General features: G+C 41.1%; 16 protein-coding genes. 4 read left to right on the forward strand and 12 right to left on the reverse strand.

Annotated elements, in window-relative coordinates; all coding sequences use genetic code 11:
• Window positions 1-18: 18 nt before the first annotated feature.
• Entirely contained in the window at window positions 19-534 is a 516-nt protein-coding gene (locus tag DWZ47_RS08310; RefSeq protein WP_004306995.1) for a DUF3836 domain-containing protein, read from the reverse strand.
• A gap of 360 nt (window positions 535-894) precedes the next feature.
• Between DWZ47_RS08310 and DWZ47_RS08315 the strand changes: the two genes are divergently transcribed.
• Entirely contained in the window at window positions 895-2,844 is a 1,950-nt protein-coding gene (locus DWZ47_RS08315) for a transglycosylase domain-containing protein (protein ID WP_117512782.1), read from the forward strand.
• 30 nt (window positions 2,845-2,874) lie between these two features.
• On the opposite strand, the gene DWZ47_RS08320 is transcribed toward DWZ47_RS08315, so the two are convergent.
• The 4 genes from DWZ47_RS08320 to DWZ47_RS08335 all read right to left on the reverse strand — a co-directional run bounded on the left by DWZ47_RS08320 (window position 2,875) and on the right by DWZ47_RS08335 (window position 6,566).
• Window positions 2,875-4,215, reverse strand: coding sequence for a hypothetical protein (locus DWZ47_RS08320; protein WP_004306993.1), 1,341 nt, complete (start codon window positions 4,213-4,215; stop codon window positions 2,875-2,877).
• Window positions 4,216-4,229: 14 nt separating this feature from the next.
• The gene (locus tag DWZ47_RS08325) at window positions 4,230-4,913 is read right to left on the reverse strand and encodes a DUF4476 domain-containing protein (protein ID WP_004306992.1); all 684 of its coding nucleotides are present in this window, start codon (window positions 4,911-4,913) and stop codon (window positions 4,230-4,232) included.
• Between the two features lie 26 nt (window positions 4,914-4,939).
• Entirely contained in the window at window positions 4,940-5,611 is a 672-nt protein-coding gene (locus tag DWZ47_RS08330) for a DUF4476 domain-containing protein (protein ID WP_117512784.1), read from the reverse strand.
• A gap of 115 nt (window positions 5,612-5,726) precedes the next feature.
• Entirely contained in the window at window positions 5,727-6,566 is an 840-nt protein-coding gene (locus DWZ47_RS08335) for a S1 RNA-binding domain-containing protein (RefSeq protein ID WP_004311957.1), read from the reverse strand.
• A 185-nt stretch (window positions 6,567-6,751) separates the two neighbouring features.
• On the opposite strand from DWZ47_RS08335, the gene DWZ47_RS08340 reads away from it, so the two are divergent.
• A complete protein-coding gene (locus DWZ47_RS08340; RefSeq protein WP_004296217.1) occupies window positions 6,752-7,753 on the forward strand; it encodes a malate dehydrogenase in 1,002 nt (333 codons plus the stop codon).
• Window positions 7,754-8,042: 289 nt separating this feature from the next.
• On the opposite strand, the gene DWZ47_RS08350 is transcribed toward DWZ47_RS08340, so the two are convergent.
• The gene (locus DWZ47_RS08350) at window positions 8,043-8,465 is read right to left on the reverse strand and encodes a Fur family transcriptional regulator (protein WP_004296218.1); all 423 of its coding nucleotides are present in this window, start codon (window positions 8,463-8,465) and stop codon (window positions 8,043-8,045) included.
• A 7-nt stretch (window positions 8,466-8,472) separates the two neighbouring features.
• Window positions 8,473-10,425: a heavy metal translocating P-type ATPase gene (locus DWZ47_RS08355; protein WP_182281602.1), complete on the reverse strand. Its 1,953-nt coding sequence runs from the start codon at window positions 10,423-10,425 to the stop codon at window positions 8,473-8,475.
• Window positions 10,426-10,667: 242 nt separating this feature from the next.
• Here DWZ47_RS08355 and DWZ47_RS08360 point away from each other — a divergent pair, with 242 nt between their 5' ends.
• A complete protein-coding gene (locus tag DWZ47_RS08360) occupies window positions 10,668-12,668 on the forward strand; it encodes a hypothetical protein (protein WP_117512788.1) in 2,001 nt (666 codons plus the stop codon).
• A 1,995-nt stretch (window positions 12,669-14,663) separates the two neighbouring features.
• Window positions 14,664-15,986, forward strand: a complete 1,323-nt coding sequence (locus tag DWZ47_RS08370) for an ATP-binding protein (RefSeq protein ID WP_117512793.1) — start codon at window positions 14,664-14,666, stop codon at window positions 15,984-15,986.
• A 76-nt stretch (window positions 15,987-16,062) separates the two neighbouring features.
• On the opposite strand, the gene DWZ47_RS08375 is transcribed toward DWZ47_RS08370, so the two are convergent.
• From DWZ47_RS08375 to rpoN, 5 genes are all read right to left on the reverse strand, one after another.
• On the reverse strand, window positions 16,063-17,904 hold the full coding sequence (locus tag DWZ47_RS08375) for a 4-hydroxy-3-methylbut-2-en-1-yl diphosphate synthase (RefSeq protein ID WP_117512795.1): 1,842 nt from the start codon (window positions 17,902-17,904) through the stop codon (window positions 16,063-16,065).
• A complete protein-coding gene (purE, locus tag DWZ47_RS08380) occupies window positions 17,904-18,413 on the reverse strand; it encodes a 5-(carboxyamino)imidazole ribonucleotide mutase (RefSeq protein WP_004296231.1) in 510 nt (169 codons plus the stop codon). Before purE ends, DWZ47_RS08375 begins: the two co-directional genes overlap by 1 nt.
• A gap of 91 nt (window positions 18,414-18,504) precedes the next feature.
• Window positions 18,505-18,885: a glycine cleavage system protein GcvH gene (gene gcvH, locus DWZ47_RS08385; RefSeq protein ID WP_117512797.1), complete on the reverse strand. Its 381-nt coding sequence runs from the start codon at window positions 18,883-18,885 to the stop codon at window positions 18,505-18,507.
• A gap of 29 nt (window positions 18,886-18,914) precedes the next feature.
• On the reverse strand, window positions 18,915-19,586 hold the full coding sequence (locus DWZ47_RS08390) for a phosphatase PAP2 family protein (RefSeq protein ID WP_117512799.1): 672 nt from the start codon (window positions 19,584-19,586) through the stop codon (window positions 18,915-18,917).
• Window positions 19,587-19,650: 64 nt separating this feature from the next.
• Entirely contained in the window at window positions 19,651-21,138 is a 1,488-nt protein-coding gene (gene rpoN / locus DWZ47_RS08395) for an RNA polymerase factor sigma-54 (protein ID WP_117512801.1), read from the reverse strand.
• Window positions 21,139-21,223: the final 85 nt, after the last annotated feature.

Genomic DNA, 21,223 nt, shown 5'->3' on the forward strand with positions numbered 1-21,223 from the left:
CACAACTCCGATTTATTTTTATCTGCTGGCAGTCAGCAGAGTTGCTTCATTAGTTGCCGGAGTAGATACATTCATAGCCCAGCTAGCAGCGGATTCTTCAATCCATTTATCATTCCATTTATAGTTCATATAAGCAACCGGCATATTAGCGTCGTTCAGTTCATAAACGCTCTTTTCAACAGATGCGTCGTAAGCTCTGTGAGAGTCATTCCAGCGTGCATATACCAAAGTGATTTCATTAGATGAATAAGTATAATCAATTTTAAAGTACGGTATCCATTTTTCAGTAGAAGCATCCCATTTGAAAGCTTCTTTGGAGGACATTCTCTTCTGATCGTCATAGGTAAAATCATATTTCATGTGGCGATAGAGAGAACCATCGAGTCTGTAAATCACTTTCGATACTACAAGATCATCTACTTTTTCTTCATTAGTAATGAAGTTATTACCCTGTGCCTTCACTGTTGTATTAGCGATTCCTGCAAATACCATAGCAACTAAAACGATCATTCTGAATAATACTGTAGTCTTCATAATTGTATATTTTTTATTTGTTCAACATTCTGTTTTTGTTCTTCTGTTTATTAGACGGATCAAGCGTCTCAAACGGTTGCAACATTCTGAAGTTTTTTTCATTTTTCTTCGTTGTCCGCTTGCGACTATAGAGATGCAACGAGCGTGCCAAAACGATAACTAACTAATAATCAAGGAAATCATAAAACAGAACGGTGTACGAAAACGAACAGTTGTACGCTTAAAAGCGAACAACTAACCATTTTTTTCGCATTTTCTTCTTTCTACTGATGAATATAACTCTAAAAATGGGAAAATACTCCGCTTGTTGCCCGAATTATTATCTACCTTTGCAGCGATTATCATATCAAGAAAAAGAAGATGGAAACGTCCAGCAAAAAAAGAATTATCATTCTATCGGCTATCGGTATCTTGCTTACCAGCCTTATTTGTCTCTTTGCATTCCGCAATGTCATTTTATGCCATATCGTTGACAAACGAGCTACACGTGCCGAACAAACATACGGTCTACAAATTCATTATCAGGAGTTACGAATGAAAGGCTACAATGAAGTGGCTTTACAAGGACTTTCTATTGTTCCCAACCAACGGGATACCCTCCTGACATTACAATCCGTCAATGTAAAACTAAGTTTTTGGGAATTGCTAAAAGGAGAAATCGAAGTACGGAATGTGCTTATGAATGGCCTTGCAATCAACTTCATCAAGCATGATAGCATAGCTAACTACGATTTCCTGTTCTTTAAACGGCAACAAGAAGCAGAACTCCAACCTGTCATAGAAAGTGACTATGCCAACCGTATTGACCGGATATTAAACCTCATTTACGGTTTCTTGCCTGAAAACGGGCAACTCAGGCAAATCAATATAACCGAACGTAAAGATAGTAATTTCGTTGCAGTCAACATTCCTTCTTTTATTATTGAGAACAATCATTTCCAATCAACCATTCAGATAAAAGAAGATACACTGCCTCAACAACTATGGGAAGCGACCGGCGAACTAAACAGAAGAGACTATACATTAAAAGCATCTCTCTTTGCCCCGGAAAAAAGAAAAATCTCACTACCTTATATTACCCGCCGTTTTGGAGCAGAAGTCACTTTCGACACCCTATCTTATAATATGACTAAAGATAAGCGTGCATCCAATCAACTGCTCCTCAAAGGAAAAGCGAGAGTGAACGGACTTGACGTATTTCATAAAGCTCTCTCTCCTGAAGTAATTCATCTCGATCGTGGACAACTCTGTTACGAGATGAACATTAGCGGGCACTCACTCGAACTGGATAGTACGACCATTGTTGATTTCAACAAACTCCAGTTTCATCCTTATTTGCGAGCCGAGAAAGAGAAAGGAAACTGGCATTTCACTGCTGCGGTCAACAAATCCTGGTTTCCGGCAGATGATCTGTTCAGCTCTCTCCCCAAAGGATTATTCAGCAATCTGGAAGGCATCAAGACAAGTGGCGAGTTGGCCTATCATTTTCTATTAGATATTGATTTTGCACAACTAGATAGTCTCAAACTGGAATCCGAACTGAAAGAGAAAGACTTCCGCATCACAAGCTATGGAGCCACTTCACTCTCCAAAATGTCCGGCGAGTTCATTTATACAGCTTATGAGAATGGAATACCGGTGCGGACTTTTCCTATTGGTCCCTCGTGCAAACACTTTACACCATTGGATAGCATTTCACCCATCCTAAGAATGTCCGTTATGCAAAGTGAAGATGGAGCATTCTTTTACCATCGCGGTTTCCTGCCCGATGCCCTACGGGAAGCATTGATTTACGACCTGCAAGTGAAACGCTTTGCACGTGGAGGAAGCACGATCACCATGCAACTCGTAAAGAATGTATTCCTGAACCGTAATAAGAACTTTGCACGTAAATTGGAAGAGGCATTGATTGTATGGCTAATAGAAAATGAAAGATTAACTTCTAAAGAACGCATGTACGAAGTATATCTGAACATTGTTGAATGGGGACCGCTCGTTTATGGTATTCAGGAAGCTTCTGCTTATTATTTCAATAAACGCCCTTCACAACTGAACACGGAAGAAAGTATTTTCCTGGCTTCCATTATCCCGAAGCCCAAGCATTTCCGCAGCTCTTTTGCTGAAGGCGGACAGTTAAAGGAGAATATGGAAGGCTATTATAAGTTGATAGCCAAGCGGCTTGCACAGAAAGGAGTAATAAGTGAAATCGAGGCGGATAGTATCCGCCCCGATATCCAAGTTACGGGCGCTGCCCGGAATAGTCTAGCCGGTGAAAACCCGGAGTCTAGTTCTCCTTCCGCTGAGGAGTAATGAGATTGATATAAATAATAAAGGAATAGGTTATCTTCTTGAACTGCTGCTGTTTCTTTCAGAGGAACGGGAAGAACTTTGAGTGCTATTGCTTCTCGTACTTCCGGAAGAAGAGCGTCTTTCTGTTTGTCCACTAGAAACATTGCTCCGGGTAGAGCTCGAGCTACCGCTACTCCGGTTAGAAGTGGTACTGCTGCTACGACTGGTAGTACTACCGCTACTGCGACCAGAATCACTGCGACTGGAACTACTACGATTGGAACTACCGCGACTGGAACCGGAAGAGCTATTATTTCTCTCGGAACTGTTATTTCTATTATAGGAACCACTATCGTTTCGTTTACTTGAACTTTCTCTCGAACTGCTACTTGTTTTTCCACTTTCACGATTGGAGGAACTGGAACCAGTTGAACTTCCGCTTGTTGGTCTGCGATTAGAGCTTGAAGAACCGGAACCTGTTTCCGGACGACGACCAGAATTACGATCACTTTCTACTCTATTCGTATTCCCATTTTTATCAGGAGCAACATTGTTACCAGGTCTTCCACTTCCGGACGGTGTAGATGGTCTGACAGAAGTCGAAGGTCGATCTCCTCCAGATTCCGGACGGGGACGTGTTGACGTACCAGGTCTTGTTGTCGTTCCGGGACGAGTAGAAGTATCAGGACGAGTAGAGGTACTTGGGCGAGACGTACCAGGACGCGTTGTCGATGAACCCGGACGGGAAGAATTACCCGGACGTGTCGGTGCATTATGCGGACGAGTGGAAGTATTCGGACGGAACCGGACAGAACCGAAATCCGAACGACGATAAGAGTGGAATACTCGCTGATCTCTCACCCGATGCGGTGCAGAATAATGGTTGAAATTAGTATATCTGCCCCGATAATAACTCACATGGTGAAAGTGTGGACGATAATGTGCTCCACAATAAGTACGGTAATGGTAAGGCACACCAAAATAAAACAAACTACGATTCGGGTAATTAACATAAACCCTGAAACTCCATTTCCCTCCGGTTACATAGATTGGCCGATAGAAATACCCGGCACCGAGGAACCGGCGATACTGTGCATCACTCAATACCCAGCGAAGATCGTCGTTACGGATATCCAACGCTTCATAATAATCATCCAATGCCCATTCGTAACCACGTGCTACGTAATCCATGATATTACGGACAGAATAAATAAAGTCGTAATTAATTTCATACGCATCATTATATTGCTGTGTACTCAAGCTCAATTCATATGCCATCTTATCGGTAAGAAAACGCGTCTCCTTACGTACCTTGCTAGTGCTCATTCCAGCCATTACGGTCATATTGGCAGTCAGACCGACAGCAAAGAGTAAAAACAGTATTCGTTTCATAATTCAATCTCCTATCATTTATTATTCTGATGATATTCCTCAATAAACTTACGCATCTCATCTTTATATGCATTAGAAAATAAAATATCGATCACCTTATTAAAATTTCTTTTATCCCTTACATAAGGATACAGCTTCTTCATCATCTCCACCTGGTCAGGAGTATACGAAATCTCCTTCACTATTTTCACACATTGATTTGAAGTGACATCATACGTTCTCAACATCCGATCGACAAGCTTCTTCTGGTCTTCATTCATAACCGTTATTTTGAGCTTATTGATAAATTCATCAAACTCCGGATCAGTCATCAAACGAGCTTCTTCCACTTGTTCATGATTAGGAAAGACTTCAACGGTAGTGTTCACAGCAGGCGGTACTACAACGGAATGCATTGGTGCAGGTCTGCCATAACCTTTGAACGTATCCATACTAACCACCTCTCTATTTACAAACTGAACGATTATCGTCACAGGTTCCGAAGTAAGTACAGGCGTACCGTTATCACGATGGAATTCCCATTCTTCCATATCACCGTCAAAACGCCGGAAATCAGGTTTTCCTAAAACGGACTCTACCTGCGATTGAGTCATTCCCTGATATATACCCATCATCTGTTTGGTAGATACATAGCTGGTAAAACAGCCACTGACCAATATTCCCAACGCCAAACACAGCATAATATGTATCTTTTTCATAACCGTATCGTTTTTAGTTAATAGTATCAACGTTTACCGTACCCTATGATAAAATCCTTCATCTTTTCCTTGCTGGAGCTAAATGTCAGGGTATTAATCACCGTAAAGAAAGCTTCCTTATCTACAATCCGGGGATACATGATCTTCATAATCTCCATCCGGTCATCATCGAATGTATATAGTTTGGTCAGTTGGAGACATTGGGCAGATGTGAAATCAGAACCAGCCAATGCAGCATTGAGCAACTTCATACGGTCATCTTTAAAAGGCTCATTCTTCATCTCTTTATAAAACGTTTGGAAGAGCTGATCGTTCATCACCCTGTTGTAACCATATCCCGGACGATGTTCTCCCTGTTCGGGACGGCCGAGTCTTTCCGGGCGCATGTTATCACGTCCGTCTACCCATATTTCTGTCACTCCCCTCCCATCAAAATAAACGAAATCTTTATATAATTTTTCTCCTTTCCATACTCGCTCTCCCGCACGGGTAAAGCGGGTGGCAAACACTTCAACAGTATAATGTCCGGGATTTAAATTGGCTATAAAGCAGGTAGTAGTAGGTAAACATATCTGGCTCCCTCCCAGGTAAACAAGAATCGGAGTATTCCCGCCATCGATACGGATTCCGTTAACAGACTGCGCTTGTAAGGAGAGGGCAGCGAACAGGATGCAGAAACTTATTATAATCTTACGCATAGCTTATCTAGTTTTTATTATTTATATCTTTAATCTGATAGCACAAAAATAGGGTGAGGAAACTCCCCACCCCAATGATTCTCTCTATTCGTATGTAGGGAAATTCCTATTCTGTTTAGGAATCCGCCAAAGCAATGCCATCCTCATGCAAGGTAATCAGACGTTTCTTATACAAGTCGCCCACTCCTTTCTTAAAGGTTTTCTTGCTAACACCAAACGTGTCATAAATATCTTCCGCAGGACTTTTATCATTCAAGTTGATCCGTCCTCCATGCGCTTTGATATAGTCGAGCAGCGTTTTCGAAAAATCGTCAATCTTTTCAAAACCGGGTTTCTGAAGAATCAGGTCTACCTTACCATCTTCACGCACCTGTTTCACAAAAGCTTTCATCTCCATTCCTGTTTCCAACGGACAGAATATTTCATTTTCATACAGCAAACCGCTATACTTATTATCTATAATCGCTTTAAAGCCCAAATCCGTCTTCTGCCAGATAAGGATATTCACTTCTGCTTCCGGAGTATATTCCGGCTTTTCTTTCAACAGATAACGTTCCACCTTTGCTGAAGCCACAATACGATAACTCTCTTCATCCAAATGCGCATGGACCACATATTTCCGCCCAACCTGCATTTTCATCTTCTGCTCACTGAACGGAACGAACAGGTCTTTCATCAATCCCCAGTTCAGGAAAGCTCCGTATTGATTCACCCAGGAGACTTCCAGACAGGCAAACTGACCTACCTGCACCAACGGAGTCAGCGTCGTAGCAATCAGTCTTTCATCCATATCCAGATAAAGAAACACGTTCAAAAAATCTCCTATCTTACAGTCTTCGGGCACATAGCGGGTAGGCAACAAAATCTCACCTTCTTCCCCACCATCGAGATATACGCCGAAATCTACTTCTTTCACGACTTCAAGCTGATTGAACTTTCCTAATTCGATGCTCATATTCTTATCTATTTATTGTAATAAGACACAAAGATAATCTATTTTGAATAGATCTCTCAAACAGTCAGCCATAACTTTTCGTTATCGGGCAAAACTATTTGCAATGAACAATCTGCTTTCTAATATGTTAACTTTGTAGCGACAAAAAGAAAAAGTAAATTATTCACCTTTAAACATATAAACTTATGGAATTTCTAACCAACGAGAAACTTACGATTGTAGGAGCTGCCGGAATGATCGGCTCCAATATGGCACAAACAGCCATGATGATGAGACTCACTCCGAATATTTGCCTGTATGATCCATTTGCCCCGGCTCTGGAAGGAGTAGCTGAAGAATTGTATCACTGCGGTTTTGAAGGTGTCAACCTTACATTTACTTCCGATATCAAAGAAGCGCTGACAGGAGCTTCTTACATTGTCTCTTCCGGTGGAGCTGCCCGTAAAGCAGGTATGACCCGCGAAGATTTGCTGAAGGGAAATGCAGAAATTGCCGCTCAATTCGGTAAAGATGTTCATCAATATTGCCCGAACGTAAAACATATCGTTGTGATCTTTAATCCTGCAGACATCACCGGATTGATTACTTTGTTGTATTCAGGTTTGAAACCCTCTCAAGTTTCTACACTGGCTGCCCTGGACAGCACGCGTCTGCAAAACGAACTGGTGAAATTCTTCCATATCCCGGCTTCCGACATTCAGAATTGCCGTACGTATGGTGGTCATGGCGAACAAATGGCTGTATTCGCATCTACAACCAAAATAAAAGGAGAGCCTTTGACCGATTTCATCGGCACTACCCGTCTTCCATTGGCAGATTGGGAAGCACTGAAAGTACGTGTCATCCAGGGTGGTAAGCATATTATCGACCTGCGCGGTCGTTCTTCTTTCCAAAGCCCGGCTTATCTTTCTATCGAAATGATTGCCGCTGCTATGGGTGGACAACCTTTCCGCTGGCCTGCCGGAACGTATGTTTCTAACAGTAAGTTCGACCATATCATGATGGCGATGGAAACTTCAATAACTAAAGACGGCGTCACTTATAAAGAAGTAGCCGGAACTCCTGCCGAACAGGAAGAATTGGAAAAAAGCTACGAGCATTTATGCAAACTTCGTGATGAAGTGATTGAAATGGGGATCATCCCAGCTATTAAAGACTGGCACGCATTGAATCCCAATATTGACTAATCAAACAATATTAGCAAAAAGCCGAAAAAGAGAAAATACATCTCTTTTTCGGCTTTTATTCCAATTACTTACATATCACATATACCCCCCACTTAGTCTATAAATCTTTCAAGACTCCAATTCAAATGACTATGCAAAGTTGGGGATAATTCGTCAATTAAAAAAATAGACAAAATGGGGAAAGTACCTAAACTGAAGTTACAGGTACTCAAAGTGCGAAATATAGTGATTATCCTATCCAAATTAGTGAATGGAATAAAACTGCGCATCGAAGTTTATAAAATATCTGTCATTTTTGAGAAGTACATTCGGAACAAACTCCTTTTAGTACATAGTTTATACTATGCAAAGTAAATCCTTTAGGCAAATCAATCACCGGGATATGTGTACCTTCCAGGCAGAATGTACGATGACATTTCTCACAATAAAAATGCGAATGTAAATCCTGTACCACACAATTGCAGGAGTTGTCGCAAACGGCATACTTCAACGAGCCGCTCCCATCGTCTATGCTATGTATGAGGTGATGAGACAAGAAGAGAGCGATGGTACGGGATATAGTCGATTTATCGACTGTATCGAGCAGTGTTTCCAAATCGAGCAATGACACCGCACGCTCTGCCTGCATCATCGCTTTTATCACCAGAAGCCTTATGGCAGTTGGCTTGATACCTCTTCTATCCAACTTATCCAAATAAATATCTTCTTCCATCTTTCTCCTATTTTATCATTTTCTGTATTCTGACAGCATTCATAATGGCAAGTAGCGCAACACCCACATCTGCAAAGACAGCTTCCCAAAGAGTAGCAATTCCACCGGCTCCCAAAATCAATACAAGTAATTTCACTCCAAATGCCAGTGATACATTCTGCCAAATAATTCTTCGTGTCAGTTTTCCTACTTTGATAGCTTCGGCTACCTTCGACGGCTGGTCTGTCTGTATCACGACATCGGCTGTTTCAATAGCCGCATCACTACCCAGTCCTCCCATAGCAATGCCAACATGACTTAGAGTGAGCACCGGTGCATCGTTCATTCCATCACCGACAAATGCGATCCGGTTTGCCTCATCCTGCCGCAGCTCTTCCAGATGATTCACTTTTCCTTCCGGCAACAGGTCACCATAAGCTTTCGATATACCGAGCTTTTCTGCAAAGTTAGTAACAATACTCTGTTTATCACCGGATAGTATCTGGATGTTTTCAATATTTAAAGCTTTTAAATTGTCAATAGCTACCTTTGCGTCCTCTTTCAGGGCATCAGCCAGCAGCAGATAACCTGCATAACGGTTTTCAACAGCACAGACTACAATGGTATCCGTTATCTTCAATAATTCTTGCGGAAAGGATATATCAAACTTGGACAATAACCGGCAATTACCAACCAGAACCGGTATTCCGTCTACCGTTGCTTCCAATCCGAAGCCGGCATATTCATTCGTATCGATAACAGCTACACGTTCTATGTTTTGTTCTTTTGCGTAGTTTACAACAGCCTTGGCAATCGGATGTGTGCTATCACTTTCTACCGAAGCAATCAGTTTCACTAATTCTTCTTCCGAAATATCGCCTGCACTTTTACAAGCCTGCACGTCAAAGGTTCCTTTTGTCAGGGTTCCTGTTTTATCGAATACCACCGTATTGATCTTAGTGATAGCGTCCAGATAATTACCGCCTTTGAATAAAATCCCCAATCGGGATGCCGCTCCGATACCACCAAAATAGCCTAATGGAATACTAACCACCAATGCGCATGGACATGAAATCACCAAAAAGACCAAAGCTCTGTATAGCCAATCATTAAATGTGAATACAAATGCAGGATTGATAAGTGAATAGACAAATGGAGATAATACAATTAATACGGCCAGTATGATAACAATCGGTGTGTAAACACGGGCAAATTTACGAATAAACAATTCTGCCGGGGCTTTGCGTTCGGCGGCATTTTGAACAAGTTCCAATATTCGGGCGAGTGCACTCTTGTCAAAAGGTCTCGTCACTTCGAGTCGGATTACCTTGTCGGTTACAATCATTCCGGCAAGCACTTCCTCTCCTTTCCGGATATTACGAGGTACGCTTTCGCCCGTTAATGCGGCTGTATTAAAAGCGGCAACCTCATTCTGCATGGTTCCATCAAGTGGCACTCGTTCGCCTGCCTTTATTTCTATGATTTCGCCGACTTTTATCTTTTTAGGACTTTCAATAACAAGATTACCCTCTCTAAATACCAACGCTTTTTCGGGTCTTACGTCCAATAAGGCTCCGATATTACGTTTAGCTTTATCTACCGCTTTACCCTGAAACAGTTCTCCTACTGTATAAAATAGCATCACGGCTACTCCTTCCGGATATTCGCCAATATAGAAAGCTCCCAAAGTAGCAATAACCATTAGGGTGAACTCACTAAAATAGTCTTTTTCCCTGATGCTTCCCCAGGCTTCTTTCATCACCGGAATTCCTACCGGAAGATAGGCTAATAGATACCAAACTAAAGCGACTGGTCTTTCACGAAAGAAAGCTAAATTCGTCACATTCATCACGATACCGCTTATCAACAAGATAAACGAAAGTCCTACTTTCCAATATTCATGGAATATCCTTTTCTTTTTATCTTCATATTTTTCGGTTACACATTCATGTGTATGTGCGCAACAACTACAATGTCCCATACTTATTCATCTTTTATTTCTGATACAAAGGTAGCGAATGATTCGTGCAACTAAGTTGCAAAAGTGATTTCAAATAAGGTGAATGTTATATTACTATAATCATGGAACTGAAAAAAAACATCCAAATAATCTCGTTTTTTAAACATTTAATCTCCCTTATTTGCTATTCATTCCATATATGAGAAATAAAGGAGAAATTATTTGTTCATTTTATCATATCTTTGTACTTTAATCATCTATATATGAAACAATACATTTTTCTGTTTTTATTTTTATTGTCAGGATGTGGTAAAGATGAGGATGTTCCGGAAAATAAAACCAATCCATCTGTTCCTGATAATCTAAAAGAGTGGGTAACTGACGATGTCGTTTGTCTCACAAGTAATCAGAAGGAACATATTATTGATAGTAATGAAGGAGTATTATATTTTAATGCTAATACGCCTACTGAACTATTGCCAACTACGGGAGAGATTATCCTTGAAAATGAACTTTCAGATAAATTTCCTTCAGGCTTTTATGGAAAGGTAGCACAAGTGAATAAAGAAAATGCTCATTTTGTTGTAAGTACGGAATGGGCTCCACTCAGTGAAGCTTTTACATCACTTCCTGATCAAACTTTTGACATGGCTGATTATATTACAGGGTTTGTCCAGTCAGACGGAGAAGAAGCTGTAGTACAAAAACATTATGCAATAAATCCTATAACAAAAGGAATAGAACCCGGGACAGAAGTCAATATTAAACTTAAGGGAGATGGTTGGTCTGTGGAAGGTCCTTTTGACATGAAAGCTAAAATACTTTTTTCAGGTGGAGATATTCATAATTTTCGAGTTGACTTAGATTATGAGATAAAAAGTAAATTGAACGTTTCATTTACAAAAGAAGTTGAATTTAAGAAAACGGCAACAGCTACACCTCCTAAGAAAATAGGCGAATTTATAATAAGAGTAATTCCTGCCAATGTTGTAATTACTCCAGTCATTGTGGTGTATGCTCAATTGGATGGCAACGGTAAGGTTTCATTAAGCGCATCATTAACGGCTAGTTCTCGAATGCAACCATACATACAATATAATCAAGGACAATTTGGTTGTGGCTTAGAAAACCCAGCATGGCCATTGTTAGACTTCAAATTGAATGGCATTGAAATGGAGGCGGAGTTAAATGAAAGTTTAGCTCTTGCATTTCAGGCTCGTCTTTTTAATTATGAAAATATACGTATTGAGTTAGGAACTCGTCTAATATTTACAGAAAAGGCTAAATTCAGGCTTAACTACTTTAATAAAGCTTCATTGCAGAATGGAGAAGCATACGCTTCATTAAATGAAAATGAATTATCTTGCATCTTTAAGGCTTGTGTATATGCCGAAGCTGTTTGCAATTTAATAACAAAGAAAAAAGAAGATTCTAATGATAAGGAAAAGGATGAGGATAAGAAAAAGGAAATAGAAATTGAAGGTAGTTGGGAGGAACCTATATTCCCTGAAAAAGAACTTCTGAAACGAAAACTTTTACCTGCTTTTGAAGATTTAAATTTTGATGTACAGCATAAGCAGCATAAAGCGATATTTTCCTATCAATGTTCAGGGTGTCTTTTCACAGAATCTGTACAGATGGGATACGCCTTATATGATTTAGATGATGAGAATGATCAGCCAATCCGCATGGTATTGAAAGATAGTTATTACGTGAAAAGTGATATGGAAGCCGGAAAACGAGTGTTTAAATTTGAGATAGAGAATTTAGAAGAGGGAAAAAATTATTATGTCCGCCCGCTATTCAAAATATATGATAAAACAATGGTATCTGACGACCGTGCTGAATATGAGATTTTAGTTGGAAAATGGCAAGTCATAACACAAATTGATACTTATATTAACAATAGTGATGGTAGCCAAACTGTTTACCGTTGCGAACATCCTGGAACATTCGAGTTTAAGTCGGATAGATCCGGTATTCAAACTGGGATGCATTACGGTGATGTGGATGATGGGACAGAGGATCCTGATGCCGATTGGCATCCTGAAGCCAAAATATTATTCAATTGGATAAAAAACGATAAGCAATTGATGATAAACATTGTCAGAACAGAGGGAATCCCGATGAATAATATTCCGACAACTATTGATGCGTTAATCGGAGATGTTACATCTGAAAAATTAGTATTCAGTTATCCAATCAATACGATACCTGAAGAAACAGCTTTCAGAGTAATAACATGTAAACGCATAGAGGAATAAGCGTTTTTTAATGGATAAATAATTTCTCAACATATCTTATACAATGGAGTAATACCTGTTTGAATAGCTGCGATAAGTTTCACTACCGCAGCAACCATTTTCAAACAGGCACTACTTCTATATCCAATTCATTCCCTGAAATTGTCCTTTCTTCATCCCAAGTAATGATAAAAGTCTACTTCAATACCCTTATTATAAAAGAACACTCTATCTTCTTTTCCATAAATATGCTCTTTATATTGCAAAAATATAGCAAAAACATGCTTAATATATTAAGCAAGGCTTCCTTTTCTTTCCAACCACAGCTAATATTTTCTTCAGTTATCAACTGCTACTTATCCTTTACAGGACGAACTTTAAATCCGAAGCAACGATCGTAGCCATTCAATTGACCGTAGTCAAAGCCCATTGTAGCAAGACTTTCGTCACACCAGCCGAGCTTCTCGCCGGCACCAAAGAGAAAACCTCCGTAACATTTGCCCTTGTTACTAGAAGCTTGTTGAATTTGCGTAGACGAAACCAGACTATTTCAAACGATTTTATGGAACATAGAACAAAAACACTCTGTACAGAGAAAAAATAAAGAATGAAAGACTGCATAACTTAATTAATTGTTATCTTTGCACAATCAGTCGTAGTGCGACTGTATTGTTTGTTTTAAGAAAAAAGCGTTTAGCTGATTTCTGTGCCAGAGAAAAGTCCAAAATTCCAAACACACAGAGAAGCAGATAGATGCTCCTTGCAATACGCGGGGAGTGTTTCCTGTTTGTGTGTTTAGGGCTTGGACTCCCTCTCTGGCGGATAGGCAAATGCTCTCCGCTTTTTTTGTGCCTATAAATTTGCAATAGATACAAACGACAAATTAGTAATAATCACAAAGGCAAGTCAATTCGGGTGGAGCGGCACCCGAACGGCTGCAAAGTCGAAAACGTAACATTTAGATGTTGCTACTTGCCTTTGAAAATATAAGAGGTAAAGGCTAGCAATACCCTCGAGGGGAACAAATGGATTCATCCAGGAGTTCCACTCTATTTTTGTAAAGATGTGTACTATTGGAAAGACAGACATTAGGCCTACATATAAATTTAATGATTCTTATTGTCAACCAAAGTTTTTCCCCGATAGTATAATGATTATCATCGGTTTACATGCTGACAATAAGCCATGACAATAGGCTGATAATAAAAAATTAGAATTTTTATTGTCAGCCTGTTCTTTGATTGCTTTGGGGCAGGATTATAGGATTCGTTTCAATCCAGCGATATACTCTGACTTAATTCCCAGCCTGATCCATTTTATAAGCACCCGAAGGACATCATCGCTTGCAGTAACAATACCATTCACATAGAAAGCAGCTTTTTAAAATGAACCCTCCTACTAAATGAATGTTATATAGCCGGTATCTTTCACTTAACAAGTAGGTATTGTTCCATTAAAGCATCAGTATTGTTAACTCTCCACGGCCGTGACGAGATCTTTCCACGACCGTGGTAGGAACTCGCCACGGCTGTGGGAAGAAGTCACCACGGCCGTGACAAAGTAAAGATAGCGGTACTTTAGTAGAACTATACTGGCACTCAAGGGCAACTACATAGGCACGTTAATGGAACTATATAGGTAGATATCACTTTGGAAGGCTGTTATTAAAATGCGACGTTACTTCAGAACATGCTTCTAAAGCTATTATTTATCAAGTCATAAAAGTATGATAAGAGATAAAAATAAGGCTGACAGTAAAAGTAGAGATATTTTATTGTCAGCCTATTATCAGCATCTATTGTCAGGTGATATAGTACTGCTATTCAGATACTTAAATATCATCCTGACAGTTTGACAATAAGACTGATATAAATCAATAGAAACGATCATAAAATTTTTAATTGGGAAGGGTAAAGAATTTATAAAAAGAAAGAAAAAGTTTGCCGTTCCCTTAAGAATAAATATCTTTGTAACCGTGGTTACAGTAACCACAGTTACTAATATAATTCACTGACTATGAGGTTTTATAATAGAGAAGAAGAACTAAAAGAGCTAAAACGAATTCAGAAATTGGCATTTGAGGAAAGTTCAAGAATGACAGTCGTTACCGGCCGCCGTAGAATTGGGAAGACAAGCCTCATCATGAAAGCTGTTGAACAGACTCCCACTGTCTACCTATTTATAGGACGTAAAAATGAGGCAACTTTGTGCGAAGAATTCATCCCACTTATCGCACAAGCCCTGCAAATCTTTGTTCCGACAGAAATCCGAAGTTTCCGAAACTTATTCCAATACCTAATGCAGCTTTCGACACAACGGACTTTCAATCTGGTTATTGATGAATTTCAGGAATTCTATACTATTAATGAATCCATATTCAGCGATATGCAAAATATTTGGGACCAATACCGGAAGTCCTCACACATGAATTTGATCGTCAGTGGTTCCATCTATTCTCTGATGCAGAGAATTTTCCAAGACAATAAAGAGCCACTCTTCGGAAGAGCTGATAACATAATCAAGCTGTCAGCATTCAATCTCTCTGTCCTGAAAGAAATCATGTGTGAATATGCCCCGACACACTCGAATGATGACCTTTTAGCACTTTATACTTTTACTGGCGGGGTGCCTAAATACGTAGAACTTTTTTGTGACAACCATACGCTCCACGTGGAAAGCATGATCCATTTTATGGCTCGTGATAATTCTCCCTTTACCGAAGAAGGAAAAAATCTGTTGATAGAAGAATTTGGGAAAAATTACGGGACCTACTTTTCTATTTTAAGTGCAATTGCCGGAGGTAGAAATACACAAGCAGAAATTGAGGCAACACTAGGAGAAAAAAGCGTAGGCGGCTATCTGAAACGTCTGATAGACGATTATAATATTATCATACGCCAACGTCCCATTTTAGCTAAAGAAAGCTCAACAACTGTCCGATATGAAATATGCGATAATTTTATTAGGTTTTGGTTCAATTACTTCGATCGTAACCGTTCATTGATAGAAATTAAAAACTTTGTAGGGCTGCGTAATATCATAGAAACTGATTATCCAACCTACAGCGGAAAGATATTAGAACTTTACTTCAAACAGAAATTCGCGGAAAGTTATCAATTCCGTGCTATCGGATCATGGTGGGAAACCAAAGGGAATCAAAACGAAATAGATATTGTTGCACTCGGTCTTGAAAAAAACAAAGCAGTAGTTGCTGAAGTAAAACGCCAACGTAAAAACTTTAAGCCGGAGTTGCTGGAACAGAAAGTTGAACATTTGAAGAAAAAGCTATTGCCTCGTTATACCATTGAAACAATGTGTTTGTCGTTGGAAGATATGTAGTACTTAGTCAGGCACGGATTACAGTTTTTCTATGAGCTTAGTACCCCATCACCTGTATTCCGTGCCCAATATAATATCATTGCTGGTTTTCTTCCCGGTCTGTCCGGATAAACTCCAAGAGTCGTTCCACCGCCTCTTCTTCAGGAATATTCTTCTCTACACACACCTTACCTTTATAAAGACTGATCTTGCCCCGTCCTGCTCCTACATAACCGTAGTCAGCATCTGCCATCTCACCGGGACCATTCACGATACACCCCATGATGCCGATCTTCAACCCTTTCAAATGTGAAGTGGCTGCCTTAATACGGGCAATAGTCTTTTCCAAGTCGTAAAGTGTACGGCCGCAACCGGGACAAGATATATATTCTGTTTTGGAGGTACGGGTACGTCCGGCCTGCAAGATTCCGAAAGCAGTAGCATCAACGACGGCATGGCTCAAGTTACCCTGATTGAACAGGAAGATGCCATCACAAAGACCGTCAAAAATCAAGGCTCCCATATCGACTGCGGACTTTATCTGCAAATTCTCCGCATCATCTTCCGAATAATGCTGGAAGAAGACAACCGGATTTTGCAAACCTTCCGTCATTAGTTGATGTACCAGTGCACGGTGCTCACCCAAACGGTTCGGATGATTGCTTTGGGAAACAATCACTACTTCCGGATGATGTTTCAGGCAGGCTATCACTTCGTCCGTTTGTGCCATGTAGGGCATAAACAGGAATTTAAGCTCTGCATTGCATTCTCCCATTAACGGCAGCTGTGCATGATTGAATGCAGGCCAGGTTCCGTCTTCTCCCTGCCATACATCCGCATCAAGAATATATTCTACTCCGTCTTCCCGTTGATCGGGCAAGGTTCTTCCGGCATAAATATAGTCCGGTGTGAATTGCAGGTTTACCTCTGTCTTCCCATCCATACGGTCGGCAATAACCACAGGTACATGTTCACCTCCGATATTACGGACGGCTTTTGTCTTGCGACGTTCGGGAGACAGATAATTGAATTCCGGTGCCTCCAATCCCGGGATATAAGGATGATCCTGCCTCAACAGAACATAATCCACCAGTTTACGGGCCACCGGGATTTCAGCTTCAGGAGCTTCGCTCAAAGAGACCCGAATGGTATCTCCCAATCCGTCACTCAACAGCGCACCGATGCCAAGGGCGGACTTGATACGTCCGTCTTCTCCATCTCCGGCTTCTGTCACCCCAAGGTGGAGCGGGAAAGTCATCCCCTCTTTTTCCATGACGTCCACCAACAGACGAACAGTCTTCACCATTACCACTGTATTGGAGGCTTTGATGGAAATCACTACATCTGTGAAGTCCTCCGCTACACAGATACGAAGGAATTCCATACAGGATTCCACCATTCCTTCGGGAGTATCGCCATAACGGGACATGATACGATCGGACAGAGAGCCATGATTTACTCCGATCCGGATAGCCGTGTGATTCTCTTTACAGATATTCAGGAACGGGACAAACCGGTCATGGATTTTCTGTATTTCCTGCGCATACTCCTCGTCTGTATATTCCAGTTTCTTAAAAGTACGAGCAGCATCTACATAATTTCCCGGATTGATTCGCACCTTTTCCGCATATTGAGCAGCCACGTCTGCCACTTTCGGATTGAAATGCACATCAGCAACCAACGGAACCATATATCCCTGGCTACGCAGTCCGATATTAATGTTCATCAGATTTTCGGCTTCTTTGATGCCCTGGGTTGTGAGGCGTACATACTCTCCACCTGCATCAACAATACGTTTCGCCTGTTCCACACAAGCCTGTGTATCCTGTGTAGACGTGTTTGTCATCGACTGGACACGAATAGAATTGGGGCCGCCCAACGGCACAGCCCCAATATTTACTTCTGTGGTTTCTCTTCGAAAATAATTGAATAGATCCATTAGTTCGTTTTATATTCAAACTTCACTTCTTTCAGTTCTTCGTTTGCTTTTACGATTTTCTTTTTCAGTCCTTCCTTGTAAGCAGCAAAAGCTTCTGCCAGTTTCTCATCGCTCAATGCCAGCATCTGGATGGCAAGGATAGCGGCATTCATCGCTCCATTGATGGCAACCGTTGCTACAGGAATGCCCGGAGGCATCTGAATGATAGAATAAAGTGCATCCACACCATCGAGCACGGAACCTTTTACAGGTACTCCGATCACCGGCAATGTAGTGTTAGCCGCAATTACACCGGGAAGGGCGGCAGCCATTCCAGCAGCAGCGATAATTACTTTAATGCCACGGTTGCGGGCATTCTTCGCAAACTCTTCCACAGCTTCGGGCGTGCGGTGAGCAGAAAGAGCGTTCATTTCGAACGGTACATGCATATCATTCAGTAGCTGTGCAGCCTTCTCCATAACAGGAAGGTCGGACGTGCTGCCCATGATAATACTTACAATTGGAGTCATAGAATAAAAATTAAAAGCCTCTTCACAGCCCTTTCACGAAGAGAGGGGGTTCAGCTACATTCAACTTATATTAGTTATATTTCTGTTTGCACTATCCGTTTACCACGGCTTTATAGGCTTCGGCATCCAGCAGATCTTCTACAGCTTTCAAATCAGCCGGTTTCACTTTAATCAACCAACCTTCGCCATAGGGATCTTTATTTACCAGTTCCGGGTTTTCTTCCAATGCTTCATTTTGTTCGAGCACCTCACCTGCTATCGGCAGGAAAAGGTCGGAAATAGTTTTCACTACTTCAATCGTTCCGAAAGTTTCACCGGCTTCCAACGTTTCACCAACAGTCGGGATATCTACGAACACAATATCGCCCAATTGTTCCTGTGCATAATCGGTGATACCAACGTATGCAATGTCTCCGTCAACGCGAATCCATTCGTGTTCGTTCGTGTACTTTAAATTCTGTGGAAAGTTCATAATGATTAGTTTTTAGGATTTATACTGTTTTAAAATAAAAATACTCGAAATAAGATGTTACTCACCGGATGAAGTACCAAAAGGGCACATATCAGACCGACAGCAAAACCGGAAAGCACCTCACCCAGCGTGTGATGCCCCAGAACAATGCGTGCAGAGCCCAATATACCGGCAATCAAAATAAACAGACATAGCCATCCGACCGGATTGTAACCGAACAAGGCACTGAAAGAAATCAAGCCTCCGATCACCCCGCCCATTCCTGCCATGTGTTCGCTCAACTTCCATTTCAGGTTTACTGCAATGCAAATGATAGACACTACCAGGGAAGCAAGAATGATACCAGTCATATACCACGGGATATTCAACTTACGCATCATCAGCAGGCAGAACACATACGAGATGATGGTCAGCAGAATAGGTACATAACGCTTCTTACGTTCACTCAACTCCTGACGGGCAAATCCATTGATTTTACGAAACAGGAAAATGGTAATAGTAGGTGTCAGTATGGTGAAGCAGTAAACGATTCCCAACACTATCAACTTATATTGTATCGGCATGATACGAAGATAAGAAAACAGGAATAACACCAGAAACGATAAAAACGGAATAGAAAATGGAGTAAAGACCATCGAAGTGGCTCTCGCCACCTGCAACATCGTCTTATCCGCTATGATATGTTCTCTCTCTCTGTCCACTCTTCTTTGATTACTAGTTACTAATTACAAATTACAATTCTCATTCTTCATTGTCAATTATCCATTATTTCCGCAGTCTCGCCACGGGGATATTCAGTTGTTGACGGTATTTGGCTACTGTCCTGCGGGCAATGGGATAACCTTTCTCCTTTAATATATCCGCCAATTCATCATCGGTCAGGGGTTTCTTCTTGTCCTCGCCTTCAATACACTCTTTCAGGATCTTACGAATCTCACGGACAGACATCTCTTCGCCATCTTCTGTGGTATATCCGTCGCTGAAAAAGTATTTGAGCGGATAGATACCGTAATTCGTCTGTACATATTTACTGTTACTCACACGGGAGATTGTCGAAATATCCAATCCCGTACGTTCCGCCACGTCTTTCAGAATCATCGGTTTCAATAGCGATTCATCTCCTTCCAAGAAGAAAGGACGTTGCAGGTCGATAATCGCCTGCATGGTAACCATCAAGGTATTCTGACGCTGACGGACAGCATCGATAAATCCTTGTGCCGCATCCATTTTCTGTTTCAGAAACATCATCGCTTCTTTAGATTCCTTAGACTGGTTAGCCCTGTTTTTTGTATGCTCCTCCACCATTTCCGTGAAGTCACGACTCATACGGAGTTCGGGAACATTGCGGTTATTGAGACTTACATTGATGGTTCCGTCATCATACGTTTCCACAATAAAGTCAGGAACTATTTGTTGGAGATTTCTGCCAATTGCTTCTCCTAAAGAAGCACCCGGACGTGGATTCAGTTTGGTTATTTCAGTAATGGTTTCCCGGAAAGTCTCTTCATCAATATCCAGTTTCTTTATAATCTTCTCCCAATGTTTACGGGTGAATTCTTCGTAACATTCTCTGATAATCCTTTCTTCCAGATTCAAGATAGGACTGGGAGTTTTCTCTTCTTCTTTTTTCCGGCGAATCTGTATCAACAGACATTCCTGAAGACTACGCGCACCGATACCTGCCGGATCGAAGTCCTGTAAGATGTTCAATGCTTCTTCCAGTTCTTCTTCGGTCGATTCGATACCGGCATAAATCGCCAGTTCGTCGCAGATACTTTCCAAAGATTTGCGAAGCAATCCGTCATCATCCAATGAACCGATCAGGTATTCCACCAAGTCACACTGGTGCTCTGTCAGGTTGCGTTCACGCAACTGTTCTTTCAGGATTTCATAAAAAGAGGTGGAGTCGGAAAATGGAATATCCTCCGCCTGTTCATCTTTCGAACGGTTGTTCTCTTGCAATTTATAATCGGGAATATCGTCTTCTGTCAGATAGTCACTCAAAGAATCATAGTCATTGGCATCGCTATCCATGCCATCCTCTGCATTCTCGGTATCGGAATATTCATTATCCGTAGCACTCTCTTCTTTACCTTCTTCAAGTGCCGGATTTTCAAGCAGTTCAGCATGGATACGGTCTTCCAACTCTACTGCGGGAAGCTCCAACAGTTTCACGACCAGAATCTGCTGGGGCGAGAGCGTCTGTACCTGCTGTTGCGCCTGAGATTGTATTTGACGGGAACCTTGTGCCATATTCGTTTTTGCTTTCTACTGTTTCTCGCTACAAAAGTAACTTTTTAACGAGAGATTACACAGATTAGGGAGATAATTTTTAATC

Source organism: Bacteroides sp. AF32-8BH (assembly GCF_003435205.1).
Taxonomy (GTDB): Bacteria; Bacteroidota; Bacteroidia; order Bacteroidales; family Bacteroidaceae; genus Bacteroides; species Bacteroides ovatus.

Bases quoted from the DNA above. Each gene is read 5' to 3' on its own strand.
- DWZ47_RS08310 (WP_004306995.1), bottom strand. From the start codon at position 534: ATGAAGACTACAGTATTATTCAGAATGATCGTTTTAGTTGCTATGGTA.
- DWZ47_RS08315 (WP_117512782.1), top strand. From the start codon at position 895: ATGGAAACGTCCAGCAAAAAAAGAATTATCATTCTATCGGCTATCGGT.
- DWZ47_RS08320 (WP_004306993.1), bottom strand. From the start codon at position 4,215: ATGAAACGAATACTGTTTTTACTCTTTGCTGTCGGTCTGACTGCCAAT.
- DWZ47_RS08325 (WP_004306992.1), bottom strand. From the start codon at position 4,913: ATGAAAAAGATACATATTATGCTGTGTTTGGCGTTGGGAATATTGGTC.
- DWZ47_RS08330 (WP_117512784.1), bottom strand. From the start codon at position 5,611: ATGCGTAAGATTATAATAAGTTTCTGCATCCTGTTCGCTGCCCTCTCC.
- DWZ47_RS08335 (WP_004311957.1), bottom strand. From the start codon at position 6,566: ATGAGCATCGAATTAGGAAAGTTCAATCAGCTTGAAGTCGTGAAAGAA.
- DWZ47_RS08340 (WP_004296217.1), top strand. From the start codon at position 6,752: ATGGAATTTCTAACCAACGAGAAACTTACGATTGTAGGAGCTGCCGGA.
- DWZ47_RS08350 (WP_004296218.1), bottom strand. From the start codon at position 8,465: ATGGAAGAAGATATTTATTTGGATAAGTTGGATAGAAGAGGTATCAAG.
- DWZ47_RS08355 (WP_182281602.1), bottom strand. From the start codon at position 10,425: ATGGGACATTGTAGTTGTTGCGCACATACACATGAATGTGTAACCGAA.
- DWZ47_RS08360 (WP_117512788.1), top strand. From the start codon at position 10,668: ATGAAACAATACATTTTTCTGTTTTTATTTTTATTGTCAGGATGTGGT.
- DWZ47_RS08370 (WP_117512793.1), top strand. From the start codon at position 14,664: ATGAGGTTTTATAATAGAGAAGAAGAACTAAAAGAGCTAAAACGAATT.
- DWZ47_RS08375 (WP_117512795.1), bottom strand. From the start codon at position 17,904: ATGGATCTATTCAATTATTTTCGAAGAGAAACCACAGAAGTAAATATT.
- purE (WP_004296231.1), bottom strand. From the start codon at position 18,413: ATGACTCCAATTGTAAGTATTATCATGGGCAGCACGTCCGACCTTCCT.
- gcvH (WP_117512797.1), bottom strand. From the start codon at position 18,885: ATGAACTTTCCACAGAATTTAAAGTACACGAACGAACACGAATGGATT.
- rpoN (WP_117512801.1), bottom strand. From the start codon at position 21,138: ATGGCACAAGGTTCCCGTCAAATACAATCTCAGGCGCAACAGCAGGTA.